The 15,591-nt window shown below is 75.3% G+C and carries 17 protein-coding genes; 10 read left to right on the forward strand and 7 right to left on the reverse strand.

Annotated elements, in window-relative coordinates; translation table 11 throughout:
* Nucleotides 1-72: 72 nt before the first annotated feature.
* The 8 genes from kdd to ACWIYF_RS13920 all read left to right on the forward strand — a co-directional run bounded on the left by kdd (nucleotide 73) and on the right by ACWIYF_RS13920 (nucleotide 8,781).
* A complete protein-coding gene (kdd, locus tag ACWIYF_RS13885; RefSeq protein WP_448623412.1) occupies nucleotides 73-1,101 on the forward strand; it encodes an L-erythro-3,5-diaminohexanoate dehydrogenase in 1,029 nt (342 codons plus the stop codon).
* Nucleotides 1,098-2,597 (forward strand): amidohydrolase, encoded by a 1,500-nt coding sequence (locus tag ACWIYF_RS13890; RefSeq protein WP_448623413.1) that lies wholly within the window; start codon nucleotides 1,098-1,100, stop codon nucleotides 2,595-2,597. The genes kdd and ACWIYF_RS13890 overlap by 4 nt, the downstream gene beginning before the upstream one ends.
* Nucleotides 2,594-4,183 (forward strand): lysine 5,6-aminomutase subunit alpha, encoded by a 1,590-nt coding sequence (kamD, locus tag ACWIYF_RS13895; RefSeq protein ID WP_448623414.1) that lies wholly within the window; start codon nucleotides 2,594-2,596, stop codon nucleotides 4,181-4,183. Before ACWIYF_RS13890 ends, kamD begins: the two co-directional genes overlap by 4 nt.
* Entirely contained in the window at nucleotides 4,176-4,943 is a 768-nt protein-coding gene (gene kamE, locus ACWIYF_RS13900) for a lysine 5,6-aminomutase subunit beta (protein ID WP_448623415.1), read from the forward strand. Before kamD ends, kamE begins: the two co-directional genes overlap by 8 nt.
* On the forward strand, nucleotides 4,940-5,335 hold the full coding sequence (gene kal / locus ACWIYF_RS13905; RefSeq protein ID WP_448623416.1) for a 3-aminobutyryl-CoA ammonia lyase: 396 nt from the start codon (nucleotides 4,940-4,942) through the stop codon (nucleotides 5,333-5,335). Before kamE ends, kal begins: the two co-directional genes overlap by 4 nt.
* A 449-nt stretch (nucleotides 5,336-5,784) precedes the next feature.
* Nucleotides 5,785-7,425, forward strand: coding sequence for an apolipoprotein N-acyltransferase (gene lnt, locus ACWIYF_RS13910; protein ID WP_448623417.1), 1,641 nt, complete (start codon nucleotides 5,785-5,787; stop codon nucleotides 7,423-7,425).
* Complete coding sequence (locus ACWIYF_RS13915; protein ID WP_448623418.1) at nucleotides 7,422-8,228, forward strand: polyprenol monophosphomannose synthase; 807 nt, start codon at nucleotides 7,422-7,424, stop codon at nucleotides 8,226-8,228. Before lnt ends, ACWIYF_RS13915 begins: the two co-directional genes overlap by 4 nt.
* Before the next feature lie 49 nt (nucleotides 8,229-8,277).
* Nucleotides 8,278-8,781, forward strand: coding sequence for an FxsA family protein (locus ACWIYF_RS13920; RefSeq protein ID WP_448623419.1), 504 nt, complete (start codon nucleotides 8,278-8,280; stop codon nucleotides 8,779-8,781).
* A gap of 159 nt (nucleotides 8,782-8,940) precedes the next feature.
* Here the strand turns inward: ACWIYF_RS13920 and ACWIYF_RS13925 are convergent, their stop codons facing one another.
* The 3 genes from ACWIYF_RS13925 to ACWIYF_RS13935 form a co-directional block, all read right to left on the reverse strand.
* Nucleotides 8,941-9,285 (reverse strand): RNA polymerase-binding protein RbpA, encoded by a 345-nt coding sequence (locus ACWIYF_RS13925; RefSeq protein WP_436693051.1) that lies wholly within the window; start codon nucleotides 9,283-9,285, stop codon nucleotides 8,941-8,943.
* Nucleotides 9,286-9,492: 207 nt separating this feature from the next.
* Nucleotides 9,493-10,218: a thymidine kinase gene (locus tag ACWIYF_RS13930; RefSeq protein ID WP_448623420.1), complete on the reverse strand. Its 726-nt coding sequence runs from the start codon at nucleotides 10,216-10,218 to the stop codon at nucleotides 9,493-9,495.
* Nucleotides 10,215-11,564, reverse strand: a complete 1,350-nt coding sequence (locus ACWIYF_RS13935) for an MFS transporter (RefSeq protein ID WP_448623421.1) — start codon at nucleotides 11,562-11,564, stop codon at nucleotides 10,215-10,217. Before ACWIYF_RS13935 ends, ACWIYF_RS13930 begins: the two co-directional genes overlap by 4 nt.
* Nucleotides 11,565-11,669: 105 nt before the next feature.
* Here ACWIYF_RS13935 and ACWIYF_RS13940 point away from each other — a divergent pair, with 105 nt between their 5' ends.
* Entirely contained in the window at nucleotides 11,670-11,879 is a 210-nt protein-coding gene (locus ACWIYF_RS13940) for a DUF4177 domain-containing protein (RefSeq protein WP_448623422.1), read from the forward strand.
* A gap of 7 nt (nucleotides 11,880-11,886) precedes the next feature.
* On the opposite strand, the gene ACWIYF_RS13945 is transcribed toward ACWIYF_RS13940, so the two are convergent.
* Genes ACWIYF_RS13945 through ACWIYF_RS13955 form a run of 3 tightly spaced genes read right to left on the reverse strand, consistent with a single transcriptional unit; the run spans nucleotide 11,887 to nucleotide 14,786 of the window.
* Nucleotides 11,887-12,780, reverse strand: a complete 894-nt coding sequence (locus ACWIYF_RS13945) for a lysophospholipid acyltransferase family protein (protein WP_448623423.1) — start codon at nucleotides 12,778-12,780, stop codon at nucleotides 11,887-11,889.
* The gene (locus ACWIYF_RS13950) at nucleotides 12,777-13,553 is read right to left on the reverse strand and encodes a glycerophosphodiester phosphodiesterase (protein WP_448623424.1); all 777 of its coding nucleotides are present in this window, start codon (nucleotides 13,551-13,553) and stop codon (nucleotides 12,777-12,779) included. Before ACWIYF_RS13950 ends, ACWIYF_RS13945 begins: the two co-directional genes overlap by 4 nt.
* Nucleotides 13,554-13,601: 48 nt before the next feature.
* Nucleotides 13,602-14,786, reverse strand: a complete 1,185-nt coding sequence (locus tag ACWIYF_RS13955; RefSeq protein WP_448623425.1) for a MalY/PatB family protein — start codon at nucleotides 14,784-14,786, stop codon at nucleotides 13,602-13,604.
* A gap of 229 nt (nucleotides 14,787-15,015) precedes the next feature.
* Between ACWIYF_RS13955 and ACWIYF_RS13960 the strand changes: the two genes are divergently transcribed.
* Nucleotides 15,016-15,300, forward strand: coding sequence for a hypothetical protein (locus ACWIYF_RS13960; protein ID WP_448623426.1), 285 nt, complete (start codon nucleotides 15,016-15,018; stop codon nucleotides 15,298-15,300).
* 8 nt (nucleotides 15,301-15,308) lie between these two features.
* Here ACWIYF_RS13960 and ACWIYF_RS13965 read toward each other — a convergent pair whose 3' ends face one another.
* Entirely contained in the window at nucleotides 15,309-15,530 is a 222-nt protein-coding gene (locus ACWIYF_RS13965) for a hypothetical protein (RefSeq protein ID WP_448623427.1), read from the reverse strand.
* Nucleotides 15,531-15,591: the final 61 nt, after the last annotated feature.

The following is a 15,591-nucleotide window of genomic DNA, read 5'->3' on the forward strand; positions in this document are numbered from 1 at the left end:
GGGAGAATCTTCGGCAATACTGCTAGGACACGATAGGTTCTCCTGCATCGATCGGGCGAAGGGGAGGAACCTGTGGCCGGGACGGCGGAGCGGGCGCTCGGCGTGCACCGCGTGCTGGAGCCGCCGGGCGTGCTGCCCCAGGCGGCCCTCCGGCTGGACGCCGACCCCGCGATCGGGCCGGACGAGGTGCGCCTCGCGGTGCAGCGGCTCAACCTCGACGCGGCGTCGTTCCGTCAGCTGTCCGAGTCCTGCGGCGGGGACGGCGCGGCGGTGCGGGACGCCGTCCTCGACATCGTGCGGACCCGCGGCAAGATGCAGAACCCGGTCACCGGCTCCGGCGGCATGCTCCTCGGCGTGGTCGACGCGGTGGGGGAGGACTGCCGGCTGGACCTCGCGATCGGCGACCGGGTGGCCACGCTGGTCTCGCTCACCCTGACGCCGCTGCGGATCACCGACGACCTCGCCCGCTGGGACGGGCGCTCGGAGCAGGTGCCGGCGGAGGGGACGGCGATCCTGTTCGCCCGCTCGATCGCCGCGGTGCTGCCCGACGACCTGCCGGACGCCGTCGCGCTGGCCGTGCTCGACGTCTGCGGGGCGCCGGCCGCCACCGCCCGGGTCGTGGAGCGCACCGGCGCCCGATCCGTCGTCGTCCTGGGGGCCGCGGGCAAGTCCGGCTGCCTGAGCCTGGCCGCCGCCCGCGCGGCCGGGGCCACCCGGCTCACCGGGCTGGTGCGCGACGAGCGGGAGGCCGCCGCTCTGCGCGCCGCGGGCCTCGCCGACCGGGTCGTCGTCGCCGACGCCACCGAGCCGCTCGCGGTCGCCGCCGCGGTCGGGCAGCCGGCGGACGCGACGATCGTCTGCGTCGACGCGCCCGGCGCCGAGCACGGGGCGATCCTGGCCACGGCCGACGGGGGCACCGTGGTCTTCTTCTCCATGGCGACGTCGTTCTCGCAGGCGGCGCTGGGCGCGGAGGGGATGGCGGCGGACGTGACGATGCTGGTCGGCAACGGCTACACGCCGGGGCACGCGGGGCTGGCCCTGGACCTGTACCGGACGCACGCCGGCGTCCGCGCGCTGATCGATCCGCGGGTGGGCGCATGAGCGTGCTGCTCACCGACGTGGTCGTCGGCGACCGGCCGGGCCGCGCGGTGCTCGTGGCGGACGGCCGCATCGCCTGGCTGGGCGCGGCCGCCGAGGCGCCCGCCGCCGACCGGGTGCTCGCGGGGGAGGGGGCCCTGCTCACGCCGGCCTTCGTCGACGCGCACGTGCACGCGACGGCGACCGGGCTGGCGCTGTCTGGCCTCGACCTCCACTCGAGCTCGAGCCTCGCCGACGCGGTGGCGGCGGTGCGGGGGCACGCCGGGACGTCGACCGGGGTGCTGCTCGGCACCGGCTGGGACGAGACCGGCTGGCCGGAGGGCCGCGGCCTCACCCGCGCCGACCTCGACGCCGTCCTCGGGGACCGCCCGGCGTACCTGGCCCGCGTCGACGTCCACTCCGCGACGGTGTCGACGGAGCTGCTCGACCGGATCCCCGGCATCGCCGACCTGCCCGGCTTCTCCGCCGACGGGCGGCTGCGCCTCGACGCGCACCACGCCGCCCGGCGGGTGGCCTACGGCTCGGTCGGCCCGGACCAGCGCCGGGCCGCGCAGCGCGCCACGCGCGAGGCCGCGGCGGCGCTGGGCATCGGCAGCCTGCACGAGATGGCGGGGCCGGAGGTGTCCGGCGCCGAGGACCTCGCCGGCCTGCTGGAGCTGGCCGCCGCCGAGCCCGGTCCGGAGGTCGTCGGCTACTGGGGCGAGCTCGCCGAGCGCGGCGGGCTGGACGTCGTCCGCGAGCTGGGCCTGGCCGGCGCCGGGGGAGACCTGTTCTGCGACGGCGCGTTCGGCTCGCACACCGCGGCGCTCACGGCGCCCTACACCGACCGGCCCGACACCCGCGGCGCGCTGCGGTTCGAGGCGGCGTCGGTCGTCGACCACGTCCGCGCCTGCACCGTGGCGGCGATCCAGGCCGGCTTCCACGTGATCGGCGACGCCGCCGTCGGCCAGGTGCTCGACGCCGTGGCCGCCGTCGCCGCCGAGCTGGGGGAGGCCGCGGTCCGCGCCTGCCGGCACCGGCTGGAGCACGTGGAGCTGATCGACGACGACGGCATCGGGCGGATGCGCCGCCTCGGCATGGTCGCGAGCGTGCAGTCCGCCTTCGACGCCGCCTGGGGCGGGCCGGCGGGCATGTACGCCGAGCGGCTGGGCACCGACCGCGCCGCGGCCACCAACCCGCTGGCCGACCTGGCGGACGCCGGGGTGGTCCTCGCCCTCGGTAGCGATGCCCCGGTGACCCCGCTGGACCCGTGGGGCGGCGTGCACGCGGCCGTCGACCACCGCACGCCCGGCTCGGGGATGCGCCCGTTCGACGCCTTCGACGCCGCCACCTTCGGCGGCCGGTACGCGGCCCGCGCCGAGCACCCGGCCGGGCCGCTCGCGGTCGGCGCGCCCGCGTCGCTAACCCTGTGGGAGACGGCGGAGACGCTCTCCGCCGTCCTCGCCCGCCGGCTGCGCCCGGCCTGCCGCCTGCTGCTCGTGAACGGAGACGTGCTGTGAGCACCCTCGAGCTGGACCCCGTGCTCGTGGCCCGGGCACGGGAGCTGGCCGGCCGCGCGGCCGCGCCGGTGGTCGACCTCGCGCGGCGGCACACGACGGTCTCCGTCGAGCGCGCCGTGCTGCGGCTGGCCGGGCTGACCGGCACCGATCCGGTGACGGGGGACGGCCGCGCCGAGGACCGGGTGCCGTGGGTGAACCGGGTCGTCGACGCCGTCCGCGACCAGGTGGGCCTGGAGTCCGGCGTCGCGCTGCCGGTCTGGCACGCGCTCACCTCCGGGACGGCGCCGTCGCTGCAGGCCCTGGCCGAGCAGGTGGGCGCCGGCACCGCCCGCTTCGAGCTCCCCGCCGACCCCGAGCGCGCGCGCGACGCCGCCCGCGACGCCGTCGCCGCCGGGCTGGCCCGCATGGACGCCAACCGCCGCCGCCGCGAGGAGCTCGTCGCCACGCACGGCGACCCGCCCCGCCGGCCCTGGATCTACCTGATCGTGGCCACCGGCGACATCCACGAGGACATCCCGCAGGCCCAGGCCGCGGCGCGGGCCGGGGCCGACGTCATCGCCGTCATCCGCTCCACCGGGCAGTCGCTGCTGGACTACGTGCCCGAGGGCGCCACCCGCACCGGCTACGCCGGCACCTACGCCACCCAGGAGAACTTCCGGCTCATGCGGGCCGCCCTGGACGACGTCAGCGCCGAGGTGGGCCGCTACGTGCGGCTGACCAACTACGCGTCCGGGCTGTGCATGCCGGAGATCGCCGTCCTGGCCGGGCTGGAGCGGCTGGACATGATGCTCAACGACGCGATGTACGGGATCCTGTTCCGCGACATCAACCCGCGGCGGACCTTCGTCGACCAGCGGTTCAGCCGGATGGTGCACGCCCGCGCCGGGATCGTCATCAACACCGGCGAGGACAACTACCTCACCACCGCCGACGCCTTCGACGAGGCGCACACCGTCACCGTCAGCCAGCTGCTCAACGAGACCCTGGCGCACGAGGCGGGGCTGGAGGACTGGCAGCTCGGCCTCGGCCACGCCTTCGAGATCAACCCGGACCTGAAGGACTCCTTCCGGCTGGAGCTGGCGCACGCGCTGCTGGCGCGCAGCCTCTTCCCCGACGCCCCGCTGAAGTGGATGCCGCCGACCAAGCACATGACCGGCGACGTCTTCCGCGGCTATCTGCTCGACGGGTTCTTCAACCTGGCCGGGGCGCTCACCCGCCAGGGCATCCTGCTGGTCGGGATGATGACCGAGGCCGTGGTCACCCCGTGGCTGTCCGACCGCGACCTGGCGCTGCGCAACGTCCGCTACGTCCTCGACGCCGCCGGCGGGCTCACCGAGGACTTCGCCCCGCCGAAGGGCGGGTTCATCGACCGCCGGGCCGACACCGTGCTGCGCGAGGCGGTGGAGCTGCTGGAGCGGATCGCCGACCGCCCCGAGGGCCTGATCCAGGCGATCGCCGACGGCACCTTCGGCATCACCAAGCGCCCGCCGGACGGCGGCAAGGGCCTCGACGGCGTGGTGCGGCTGGCGGACGACGCGTACAACCCCGCCCTGGAGCTCCTCGAGAAGGAGGTCTCCCGTGCCTGAGCACGGCCGAAGTGGCCACTTCGGCCCCATCGTGCGGCCGTACGGCGACACCACCGGCGACGGCATGGTGCAGACGTCGTTCACCCTGCCCGTCCCGCCCGGACCGCGGGCGGACGGCGCCGCGCTGCAGCTGGCGACCAAGATGGGCATCGAGCCGGCGATGGTCGTGCACAGCCACGGCATCGGCGAGGGGTTCACGTTCTTCGTCGTCTACGGCCCGGTGCGCCACCTGGTCGACCTCGACGCCGTGCAGGTGGAGGAGCGCGCGTACCCGCTGCTGGCGCCGAGCGAGGTCAACGCCGCGATCAAGGCGGGGCTGCGGCGCAAGCTCGTCGTCCTCGGGGCGTGCATCGGCACCGACGCGCACACCGTGGGCATCGACGCGATCCTCAACCTCAAGGGTTTCGCGGGGGAGAAGGGCCTGGAGTACTACCGGGAGATGTCGGTGGCCAACCTCGGCGCCCAGGTCACCGTCCCGGACCTGGTCCGCCGCGCCCGCACGGCCCGCGCCGACGCCGTCCTGGTCTCCCAGGTGGTGACCCAGAAGGACGCGCACCTGCGCAACACCCGCGAGCTGGCCGCCGCGTTCCGCGAGGCGATGGGGGAGGACCGGCCGCTGCTGGTCGTCGGCGGGCCCCGGTTCGATCCCGCGATGGCCGCCGAGCTCGGCGTCGACAAGGTCTTCGGCCGGGGGACGACGCCCGGCGAGGTCGCCAGCTACCTGGTGCACGCGCTAGTACCCGAAGGAGTCCCCGCATGAGCGACCCGAGGCTCGGGTTGACCGTCACCCACCGCCGGTACGTGCCGTACACCCACGCCCACTACGGCGGGAACCTGGTCGACGGTGCCTACGCGCTCGGCCTGTTCGGCGACGTCGCCACCGAGGTCGCGATCCGGATGGACGGCGACGAGGGGCTGCTCGCCGGCTACTCCGAGGTCCGCTTCCTCGGGCCGGTGCGGGCCGGCGACGTGCTGGAGGCGCACGCCGAGGTGGTGCGGATCGGCCGGCGCAGCCGGGAACTGCGCTGCTGGGCGCAGGTCGTCGCCCGGGCCGAGCCCGGCCGCGGGCCCTCGGCGGCGCGGGTGGTCGAGCCCCCCGAGACGGTGGTCGAGGCGGTGGCGACGGTGGTCGTCCCCGCCAGCGGCACGTAACGATCCGATCACAGTCCGCCACGGGATCGTCACTCGGACGGGTGAGGGCCGAACCACTTCCTACAGTCACTGCAGTTCCTACCGGGAGCACGACCCGTGGTCCCTCGGAGCGGCACGCCGGAACCCGCCGGCGCGGCCGGCCGGGGGAAGGCGGGCCGCGAACCCGGCGGAGCCGCGCCCGCCCCGCATCACCAGACAACGGAACGTCCCGGCCGCCGCCCGCGGCCCGGCGTCCGGCCCGAAGGTGCGGATCGGCAGCGGACCCACCGCCGGCGCGCCCGGACCAGGCGCATCCGCGACGGTGCGGCGCCCGGCCACACGCACCGGCCGGAATGGGATGCTGGGGCGGGGCCGCCGCGGATCTGCGGCGGCCCGGCCCCCGGCCGGCCGGCCCGGGGCAGGTGCACGCGCCGGCAGGCCCGGGGCGAGAAGTCCGACGGAGGCAGCGCGTGCCGGCAGGAGCGAGCGCCGACACCCTGCGCCGTCCCGGACGCCCCCACACCGACCGCCCCCACGAGCGGTCCCGGCGCCGCCTGCCCTGGCGCACCCTGCTGGCCGCCCTCGGCGGCCTGGCGCTGCTGCTGGCGTTCCCCGGCTACCACCTCCCCGCCCTGGCCCCGGTCGGCCCGGCGGCGCTCGCCCTGGCCGTCCGCGGGCAGCGGGCGCGGTCCGGGCTGTGGCTGGGCCTCGTGCTCGGGCTGGCCTTCTTCGTGCCGCTGCTGTCGTGGAGCGGCATCTACGTCGGCCCGGTGCCCTGGCTGGCGCTGGCGATCTGGGAGGCGCTGCACGTCGCCCTGCTGGGCGCGGCGACGGCGCTCACCTCCCGGCTGCCGCTGTGGCCGCTGTGGGCGGCCGCGCTGTGGGTCGCCGACGAGGCGCTGCGCGGGCGGTTCGTGCTCGGCGGCTTCCCGTGGGGCCGGCTCGGGCTCTCCCAGACCAGCGGGCCGCTCACCTCGCTGGCCGCCTACGGCGGCGTCCCGCTGGTCAGCTTCGCGGTGGCGCTGACCGGCACCCTGCTGGCCGCCGCCGTCCTCGCCCTGGTCCGAGCCTGGCGCGCCGCGTCGTCCCCGGCCGAGCGCTCGCCGGCGGTGCGCGCCGCGGCGCTGGCCGTCGCCGGCGTCCTGGCCGTGCCGCTCGCCGGCGGGCTCGCCTGGCTGCCGCTGCCCGGCTCGTCGCTGACCGCGGGGGGGCCGACGGCCACGGTGGCGGTGATCCAGGGCAACGTGCCGCGCGCCGGCCTGGACTTCAACGCCCAGCGGCGCGCGGTGCTCGACAACCACGTCCAGCAGACCCTGGAGCTCGCCGCCCGGGTCGAGGACGGCCGCGCGGCCCGCCCGGACCTGGTCGTCTGGCCGGAGAACAGCTCCGACATCGACCCCTACGTCAACGCCGACGCCGACCGCGCGATCAGCCGCGCCGCCGACGCGATCGGCGCGCCCATCCTGGTCGGCGCGATCGTCCAGGGCCCCGGTCGGTTCATCAGCAACACGGCCATCGTGTGGAGCCCCGAGGACGGCCCGGGCCAGACCTACGTCAAGCGGCACCCGGTGCCCCTGGCCGAGTACGTGCCCGCCCGGAGCTTCTTCCGGTTCTTCAGCCCGTACATCGACCGGGTCACCGACCAGCACGCCGGGACCGCGGTCGGCGTCCTCGACATGGCCGGCACGCGGGTCGGCGACCTCATCTGCTTCGAGGTGGTCTACGACTCGCTCGTGCACGACGTCGTCGACGCCGGCGCCGGGATGATCGTCGTCCAGACCAACAACGCGACGTTCGGCTTCACCGACGAGAGCGAGCAGCAGCTGGCGATGAGCCGGCTGCGGGCGGTGGAGTTCGGGCGCACCGTGGTCATCGCGGCGACCAGCGGGATCTCCGCGGTCGTGGCGCCGGACGGCTCGGTGGCCCGCTCCTCGTCGCTGTTCACGCCGGCGGTCTTCGTCGAGGACATCGCCCAGCGGTCCTCCACGACCGTCGCCCAGCGCCTCGGCGGCGCCCCGGAGTGGGTGCTGACCGGCCTCGGCGTCGCCGCGCTGGTCGCCGTCCTGCTGCCGGCGTCGGTGCGCCGCCGCCTGCCGGGGGGACGGCGGTGAGCGCGGGGGAGGGGAGCGCCCGGCTCCTGGTGATCATCCCCACCTACAACGAGGCCGAGAACGTCGAGCGGATCGTCGCGCGGCTGCTGAGCGCCGTCCCGGCCGCGCACGCCCTCGTCGTCGACGACGGCTCCCCGGACGGCACCGGGGACCTCGCCGAGAAGCTGGCCGCCCGGGAGCCGCGGGTGCACCTGCTGCGCCGCCCCGGCAAGGCCGGGCTGGGCCCCGCCTACGTCGCCGGGTTCCGCTGGGCGCGCACGCGCGGCTTCGACGTCCTGGTCGAGATGGACGCCGACGGCTCGCACGCCCCCGAGCAGCTGCCCGACCTGCTGGCCGCCCTGGACGCCGGCGCCGACCTCGTCCTGGGCTCGCGGTACGTGCGCGGCGGGCGGGTGGCCGACTGGCCGGCGCACCGGCTGCTGCTCTCCCGCGCGGGCAACGCCTACACCCGCTGGGCGCTGCGGCTGCCGCTGCGCGACGCCACCGGCGGCTACCGGGCGGTCCGCGGCGACCTGGTCGACCGGCTGCCCTTCGACGACGTGGCCAGCCAGGGCTACTGCTTCCAGGTCGACTGGGCCTGGCGGGCCTGGCGCGCAGGCGCCCGAGTGGTGGAGGTGCCGATCACCTTCACCGAGCGGGCGCACGGCAGGAGCAAGATGAGCGGTTCGATCGTTGCAGAGGCGTTGGTACGGGTCACCGCGTGGGGCCTGCGGGACCGGCTGGCCGATCGGCTGCCGGGCCGCGTCCGCCGTCCCGTACCCGGACGAGCCCGGATCGGCGGGCGGTCGAGCGCGGCCCGGTAGGCGGGCCGCCGCCGCCCGCGCCGGACGGGCAGGAGAGGCAGAGGACGTCGTGGGACGACGGCTGCGCACGGTGCTGGGGCTGCTCGCCCTGGCCGAACTGGTCGTCTTCGTCCTGGTCGCGGCCTGGATCGGGGTGGGCTGGACGATCCTGGCGATGCTGGGCACGAGCGCACTGGGCGCGCTGCTGCTCGGCCGGCAGGGCACGAAGGCGCTGGGGGAGCTGCGGGAACGGGCGCGGACGCGGCGGCCGGCCGGCCGGGAGCTCGGCAACGCGGGGCTGGTGGCGATCGGCGGGCTGCTCATGCTGCTGCCCGGCTTCCTCGGCGACCTGATCGGCCTGCTGTGCCTGCTGCCCGGGACGCGCGACGTCGTCCGGGCCCTGCTGCTGCGCACCGTCTACGCGCGGCTGCCCGACCGGGTGCGCGGGCCGGTGCGGGTGCGCAGCGCCCGCGTGGAGGAGATGGAGGGCGAGGTGTGGCGGCCCGGACCGCGGCCCGACGGCCGGCCGCCGCGCGTGATCGAGGGCGAGATCTCGCCGGGTCCGACCCCCTAGCAGACGCTCGCGCCACCGAGATGCGCCTGAGGGCGGTCATCCACCGACGGATGACCGCCCTCAGGCGAATCTCGGCACGAACGCCAGACGACCATCGCGCCCGGACGCGGAACGGCCCCGGTGGGATCTCCCACCGGGGCCGTTCCGATCGTGCAGGGGTCAGCTGGCGCGGGTTCGCCGGCCGCGGAGCACCTCGAGGCGCTCGGCCAGGACCTCCTCGAGGTCCTCGACGGAGCGACGCTCCAGCAGCATGTCCCAGTGGGTGCGCGGGGGCTTGACCTTCTTGGGGGTCGGCTCGGCGCCACCGACCAGCTTGGCGGCGGAACCGTCGAACTTGCACTCCCAGGTGTCGGGGAGCTCGGCGTCGTCAGCGAAGGGCACCGTGAACAGGTGGCCGGACGGGCAGCGGTACTCCGCGTACTGCCGCTCGATGGGGGCCGTGTTCCGCTCGGTCTCGTAGCTGACGCTGCCCAGTCGGCTGCCGCGCAGGGAACGCTCGCCCATGGCACACCGTCCTCTCGTGGTGCTGGTGGTCGGTCGGGACTCGACGCCCTCAGGCGGGTGCTACCCACCGTTCGGGCGATTCAAGGGGACCAACGACAGAGTTGGCGGAGAGATTCCGCCGAAATTGGTTCCCCATCATCTCATGGAGTGGTATGCGGCACGTCGGGCACCCCCTGTCGAGTGACACGGACGGGGGAGACGCGCAGTTCAGGACAGCGTCAGCTGCCCCGGCCCGGCGGCGGTCGGCCCGAGCTCGCCGCGCACGTGGTGACGACGGCACAGCACCTGGTAACGGACGTCCGGTGCCTCGGCGCCCACGCCGGGCGGGGGTGGGGGAGCGGTGTCGGCGACGACGACGGTGGCGCCCTCCCGCACCATGACGCCGTCCACGACCCGGGCGTTGAGCCGGCCGGGCAGGCCGCACCAGCACAGCACCTGCACCTGCACCCGCTCGACGGTGTCGGCGACCTCGAGCAGCCGCTGGGTGCCGGGGAACAGCCGCGCGCGGAAGTCCGTCGTCAGGCCGAAGGCGTAGACGTCGACGTGCGACTCGTCGACCAGCTCGGCGAGCTGGTCGACCTGCCCGGCGTCGAGGAACTGCGCCTCGTCGACGATCAGGTAGTCCACCCGGTGCCCGGCCGCCCAGTGCTCACGCACCAGCAGCCGCAGGTCGGTGCCCGTGTCGATCTCGAGCGCCTGCCGGGACAGCCCCACCCGGGAGCTGATCCGCGGCACGCCCGACCGGTCGCCCTGGGTCAGCAGCAGCCCGTGGCGGCCCTGCCGGCTCTGGTTGTGGTCGACCTGCAGCGCCAGGGTGGACTTCCCGCAGTCCATCGGGCCGTGGAAGAAGACCAGGTGGGCCGGCGCCGGATAGCCGCGGCGGTCGCCCGCCGCCGGCACGGACGCGAGGACGGCGGCCTCGGGCTCGCTCACAGGCGCTCCGGCACGGTGTTGCCGGCCTGCTCGACCGCCCGGCGCATCGGCAGGGTGGCCAGCGCGGCGAACCCGGCCACGAAGAAGACCACCAGGCTGACGATGGCCAGCCGGTAGGAGCCGGTGAGCTGGTAGGTCAGCCCGAACGCCAGCGGGCCGAGCCAGCTGGTGCCGCGGTCGCTGATCTCGTAGAAGCCGAAGTACTCGGCCTCCTTGCCGGCCGGGATCAGCTGGCTGAACAGCGACCGGGACAGCGCCTGCGTGCCGCCCTGCACCAGCCCGATGACCGCGGCGAGCGCGTAGAACTGCCCCGCTGCGCCCTCCTGCAGGAAGAAGGCGGCCACCAGCACGCCGATCCACGCCACCAGGCTGCCCAGGACGACGTGCCGCGCGCCGTACCGGGCGGCCAACCGGCCGAGCCCGAGCGCCCCGGCGATCGCCACCACCTGCACCATGAGGATGGCGCCGGTGAGCACCGACTGGTCGAGCTCGAGCTCCTCGGTGGCGTAGGTCGCCGACAGCGCGATCACCGTCTGGACGCCGTCGTTGAACAGCAGGTAGGCGCCGAGGAACCACAGCGTCAGCGGGAACGCGCGCAGCTCGCGCAGGGTCGTGGCCAGCTGCCGGAAGCCGCTGCGCGACCGGGCGGCGCTCTCGCTCACCGGCCGGTTGCGCAGCCGGGAGACGGTGAACACGGTGAACCCGCCCCACCACAGGCCGGCGGTGGCCAGGCAGATCCGCACGGCCTCCCCGGTGGTCAGGCCCAGGGACGGCGCCCCGAGCACCAGACCCAGGTGGACGGCGAGCAGCACGGCCCCGCCGACGTAGCCGAACGCCCAGCCGCGGCTGGAGACGGCGTCGCGCTCGTCCGGGCCGGCCAGGTCGGGCAGCCAGGAGTAGTAGACGACGGTGGCCGCGCCGAAGCTGATGTTGGCGACGGCGAACAGCACCGCACCCAGCAGCCAGCGGCCGTCGGCGACGAAGAACAGCCCGGTGGTGGTCAGCGCGCCGAGTGCGGCGAACCCGGCCAGCATCTCCCGCTTGCGGCCGCTGCGGTCGGCGATCGCGCCGGTGAGCGGCAGCACGAGGACCTGCAGGAGGACCGAGGCCGACAGCACGTAGGAGAACCAGCTGCCCGGCGGGATCGACAGGCCGAGGAAGTCCAGCCGGCCGTCGGGACCGGCGCCGTCCTCGGCGACCGCGGTGAGGTAGGGGCCGAGGAAGACGGTCGTCACCGAGGTGTTGAAGACCGACATCGCCCAGTCGTAGGAGTACCAGCCGAAGCGCTCGCGGCGCAGCGCCCGGTCGACGGGCGGCTCGGTGGTGGGGCTGGCCAGCTCGGTCACCCGCGCAGGTTCGCAGGTGGGGTGGACCCGGTCCAGCACCGGGGTCGCCGTCCGGCACCGTGGCGTGCCACGCTCGGTCGCGTCCGTCCGAGCCGAGGAGGAGCCGTGGCCGCGCGCTACCAGTACAAGGTCGTCGAACTCCGCGAGGGGATGATCGGCGGGAAGATGTCCGGCGACAAGCTGGAGAAGGTGCTCAACGAGCACGCCCGCGACGGCTGGCAGCTCAAGGCGATCACGGCGGTGGAGGTCAAGGGGCGGATCGGTCCGGGCGGGGTCGAGGGGGTGCTGGTGACCTTCGAGCGGCCGGCCGGCTGAGGCGCTCTCACGGGATGTCCTCCGGGACGATCCCGCCGGGATAGGCGGCGACCGCGGTCGTCGGCCGGGTCGGGTCGACGAAGCGGGGCCCGTCCATCTCTCCCTCGCGCAGCGGCACGAGCCCACGGGTGATCGCTGCGGCGATCCGGTAGCGCGCCCGGTTGGCATCGCCGACGCGGCCCATCCGCAGGTCGTCGAGGCGTACCGGCGGACCCACGTGCACGCGCAGCCGCGGGCGCCGGACGACGGCGCGCAGCCCCGTCCGCAGCTTGCTCCAGTCGTTGCCGTACGCGAGCACCTCGTGCGCCCCCCACTGGCTGACCGGGATCACCGGCACGCCGATCCCGAGCGCCATCCGGGCCATGCCGGTGCGTCCCCGCTCGGGCCAGAAGTCCGGGGTCAGCCCCACCCGGCCCTCCGGATAGGCGACGACGTGCCCGCCGTGCACCAGCGCCACCTCGGTGACCCGGACGGCGTGCCGGGCCAGCTCGGTGCCGCGCTCGACGCGGATGCCGCCGGAGCGCTCCAGCAGCGGACCGGCGACCGGCGCGGCCAGGATGCCGCCGGTGGCCATGATGCGCGGCATCACCCCGAGCCTGTGCAGCGCGACGGCGATGACGAACGGGTCGAAGTCGCCGATGTGGTTGGCCGCCAGCAGCAGGGGCCCGCGGCGCAGCTCCTCGGGGATGCTGCCGCTGACCTCCACCCGGCCGAAGAGGCTCACCAGCCACGAGAAATTGCGCAGCATGAACCGCCAGACGTCCCACGGCGGCGCCGCGGCGATGGCGAGCTCCCGGGCGAACCACTCGGGGTCGTCGGGCTTGAGGACGGAGGTGAGGTGATCGGGCAGCGGGGGCGCCGGCGGGCGCCAGGTGCGCAGCTTCTCGCCGAGGCCGCTCACGGACCGACCCACTGGCCGCGCTTCTCCAGCGTCTCGCGCAGCATGGCGGGGCGGTCGGTCATGACGCCGTCGGCGCCGAGATCGAGCATGGTCTCCGTTTCCTCCGGGGTGTCGACGGTCCACACGTGCACCTGCAGGCCGCGGGCGTGCGCCGCGGCGACGAACCGCTCGTCGACGAGGGCCCGGCCGCCCAGGTGCAGCGGCACCTGCGCGCAGCCGGCGGGGATGCGCACCAGGCCCGCGGCCCGGGGTGAGTACGACGACAGCCGCAGCGCGGCGACCCCGCGCGGGCCGAGCGCGGTGCACATCGAGGGCCCGAACAGCCGGCGGGCCGCGGCGACGCGGGCGTCGGAGAACGACGCCAGGCACAGCCGGTCGGCGACCTTGAGCCGGCGCACGGTGCGGACCAGGGGAGCGAGCACCCCGGCGGCCTTGATGTCGAGGTTGAAGCACACGTCCGGCCAGGCGCCGAGCAGGTCCTCGAGCCGCACGATCGGCTCGCGCCCGCCGATGCGGGCCTGCGCCACCTCCGACCACGGCAGCTGCTCGATCCGGCCGGCGCGGTCGGTGGTCCGCTCCAGCGTCGGGTCGTGGAAGACCACCAGGACGCCGTCCGCCGTCACCCGGACGTCGGTCTCCAGGTAGCGGTAGCCCAGGGCCACGCACGCCTCGAACGCCGGCATGGTGTTCTCGAGGTGCTCGATGGCGCCGCCGCGGTGCGCGAACGCCAACGGGGTGGGCCCGTCGAGGTAGGCGTAACGGGCGGGGGGCACGCCTGACACGCTAGTTCGCCGGTGCGATGCCGCCGTCGTCCGCCCTGGTCAGGACGGGCGGACCGCACCGGACATGCGCTCGACGATCGTGGTGAGGACGGCGCGCGGCGTGGCGAAGTTCAGCCGGACGTGCCCGGCGCCCGCCGCGCCGCACTCGGGACCGTCGACCAAGGCGACGCCGGCCCTTTCCAGGAAGAACGCGCCGGCCGAGCCGGGCAGACCGAGCCCGCGACAGTCCAGCCAGGCCAGGTAGGTGCCCTCCGGCGGGCGGTGGCGGACCTCCGGCAGGTGCTCGGCGAGCAGCCCGGCCAGCGCGCGCCGGTTGCCGTCCAGGTACCGCAGCACCTCCTCCAGCCACGGGCCGCCGTCGCGGTAGGCGGCGGCGTTGGCCAGCACACCGGGCGTCGCGGCGCCGTGCACGTACAGCCAGCCGCGCTCGGCCCAGGTGGCGGCGTCGGCCTCGTTGGAGAACAGCAGCTGGGCGGTCTTGAGCCCGGGGATGTTCCAGGCCTTGGACGCCGAGGTGCCCGTGACCGTGTGGGCGGCGGTGACGGGGGACAGCGAGGCGTAGGGCCGGTGCACCGCGCCCGGGTAGACGAGCGGGGCGTGGATCTCGTCGGCGAACACCCGGGCACCGGCGCGGTCGACCACCTCGGCCAGGGCGAGCTGCTCCTCGTCGGTGAACACCCGCCCGAGCGGGTTGTGCGGGTTGACGTGCACGAGCAGCCGGCCGCCGGCGGCGAAGGCCCGCGCGATTCCGTCGAGGTCGTAGGTCGCTCGGCCGTCGCGCTCGACCATCGGCACCTGGAGCAGCGGCCGGCCGATCAGCGCGGGCACGGTGAGGAAGGGCATGTACGCAGGTGTCGGCAGGACGATCGGGCTGCCCGGCGGGGTGTACACCTCGACGACGGCCTGCAGGGCGGCCAGCACGTCGGCGACGGGCGCGATCCACTCCGGGTGCACCGTCCATCGGTAGCGGTGCCGCTGCCAGGCGGCGCAGGCCGCGGCCAGCTCCTCGGCGGCGTCGGAGGTCAGGTAGCCCAGGCGGTGCTCCTCGACGGCCAGGTGCAGTGCCTGCCGCACGGCCGGAGCGGTGCCGAAGTCCATCTCCGCGACGAACGCGCCGATGGCCGGGCGGAAGCGGCTCCACTTGAGGGTGCCCGAGGCGCGCAGGGCGTCCTCGGTGAGCGCGTCGAAGGCCGTCGGCTCGTCGGGCGGCGCGGCCGCGGTCATGGCTCCCTCCCGGGCTCGGGGCGGACGGTCTCGGGGACGTGAGTCTCCGCCACGCACTGGGCGTGTCCCCGGGCATTGTCGGTGCGTGCGTCTAGCGTGCCCAGACGTGGCAGAGCAGCATCCGGCCGGAACGGCGGAGGACGTCCGGCGCACGACCGAGCGGCACAGGGGGAGTGCGGAGCAGCGGCGCTGCGGCTGGTGCCGGCGCGTGCTCCCACAGCAGGGCTCGGTGGGCAGACCCCGGATGTACTGCGGGCAGGCCTGCCGGCAGCGGGCCTACGAGCAGCGGTCGGCGACCAGCAAGGCGGGCCTCTCCGGCGACGTCGTCCTGGTGACGCGGGCCGAGCTCGACGGCCTGCAGGACCGGCTCTACCAGCTGCGCTGCGCGCTCGAGGACGTGCAGACGCTGCTCACCGAGAAGCCGACGAAGGCCGAGCTGGAACAGTCGCTGGCCGACCTGGTGCGCTCGACGGGCCGCCTCGACCGTCTCTGGGTCTCCGAGCGCGCCGGCTGAGGGCGGCGTCAGCCGTTCCCGACGTCGTTGCCGGTGTCGCTGGAGCTGGGCTCCCGGTTGCTGTTGTCCGGCAGATCGCTCTGCGACGGGGACGACGGCGTGGTCGACACGGTGTCTTTGGGCGTTCCGGTGTTGCCCTCCGTGGGGTCGCCGCAGCCGGCCAACGTGGCGCCACCCCCGAACAGGGTCAGGGTGACGAACAGTCCGGCCAGCGGACGTCGGATGCGCATGCACCGACCCTTTCCACCCGCCGCCCCCGCGAAACGAAGTCTGCGGGCACCGGGGCGTGCA

The sequence above is a fragment of the Geodermatophilus sp. URMC 64 genome (assembly GCF_053502555.1).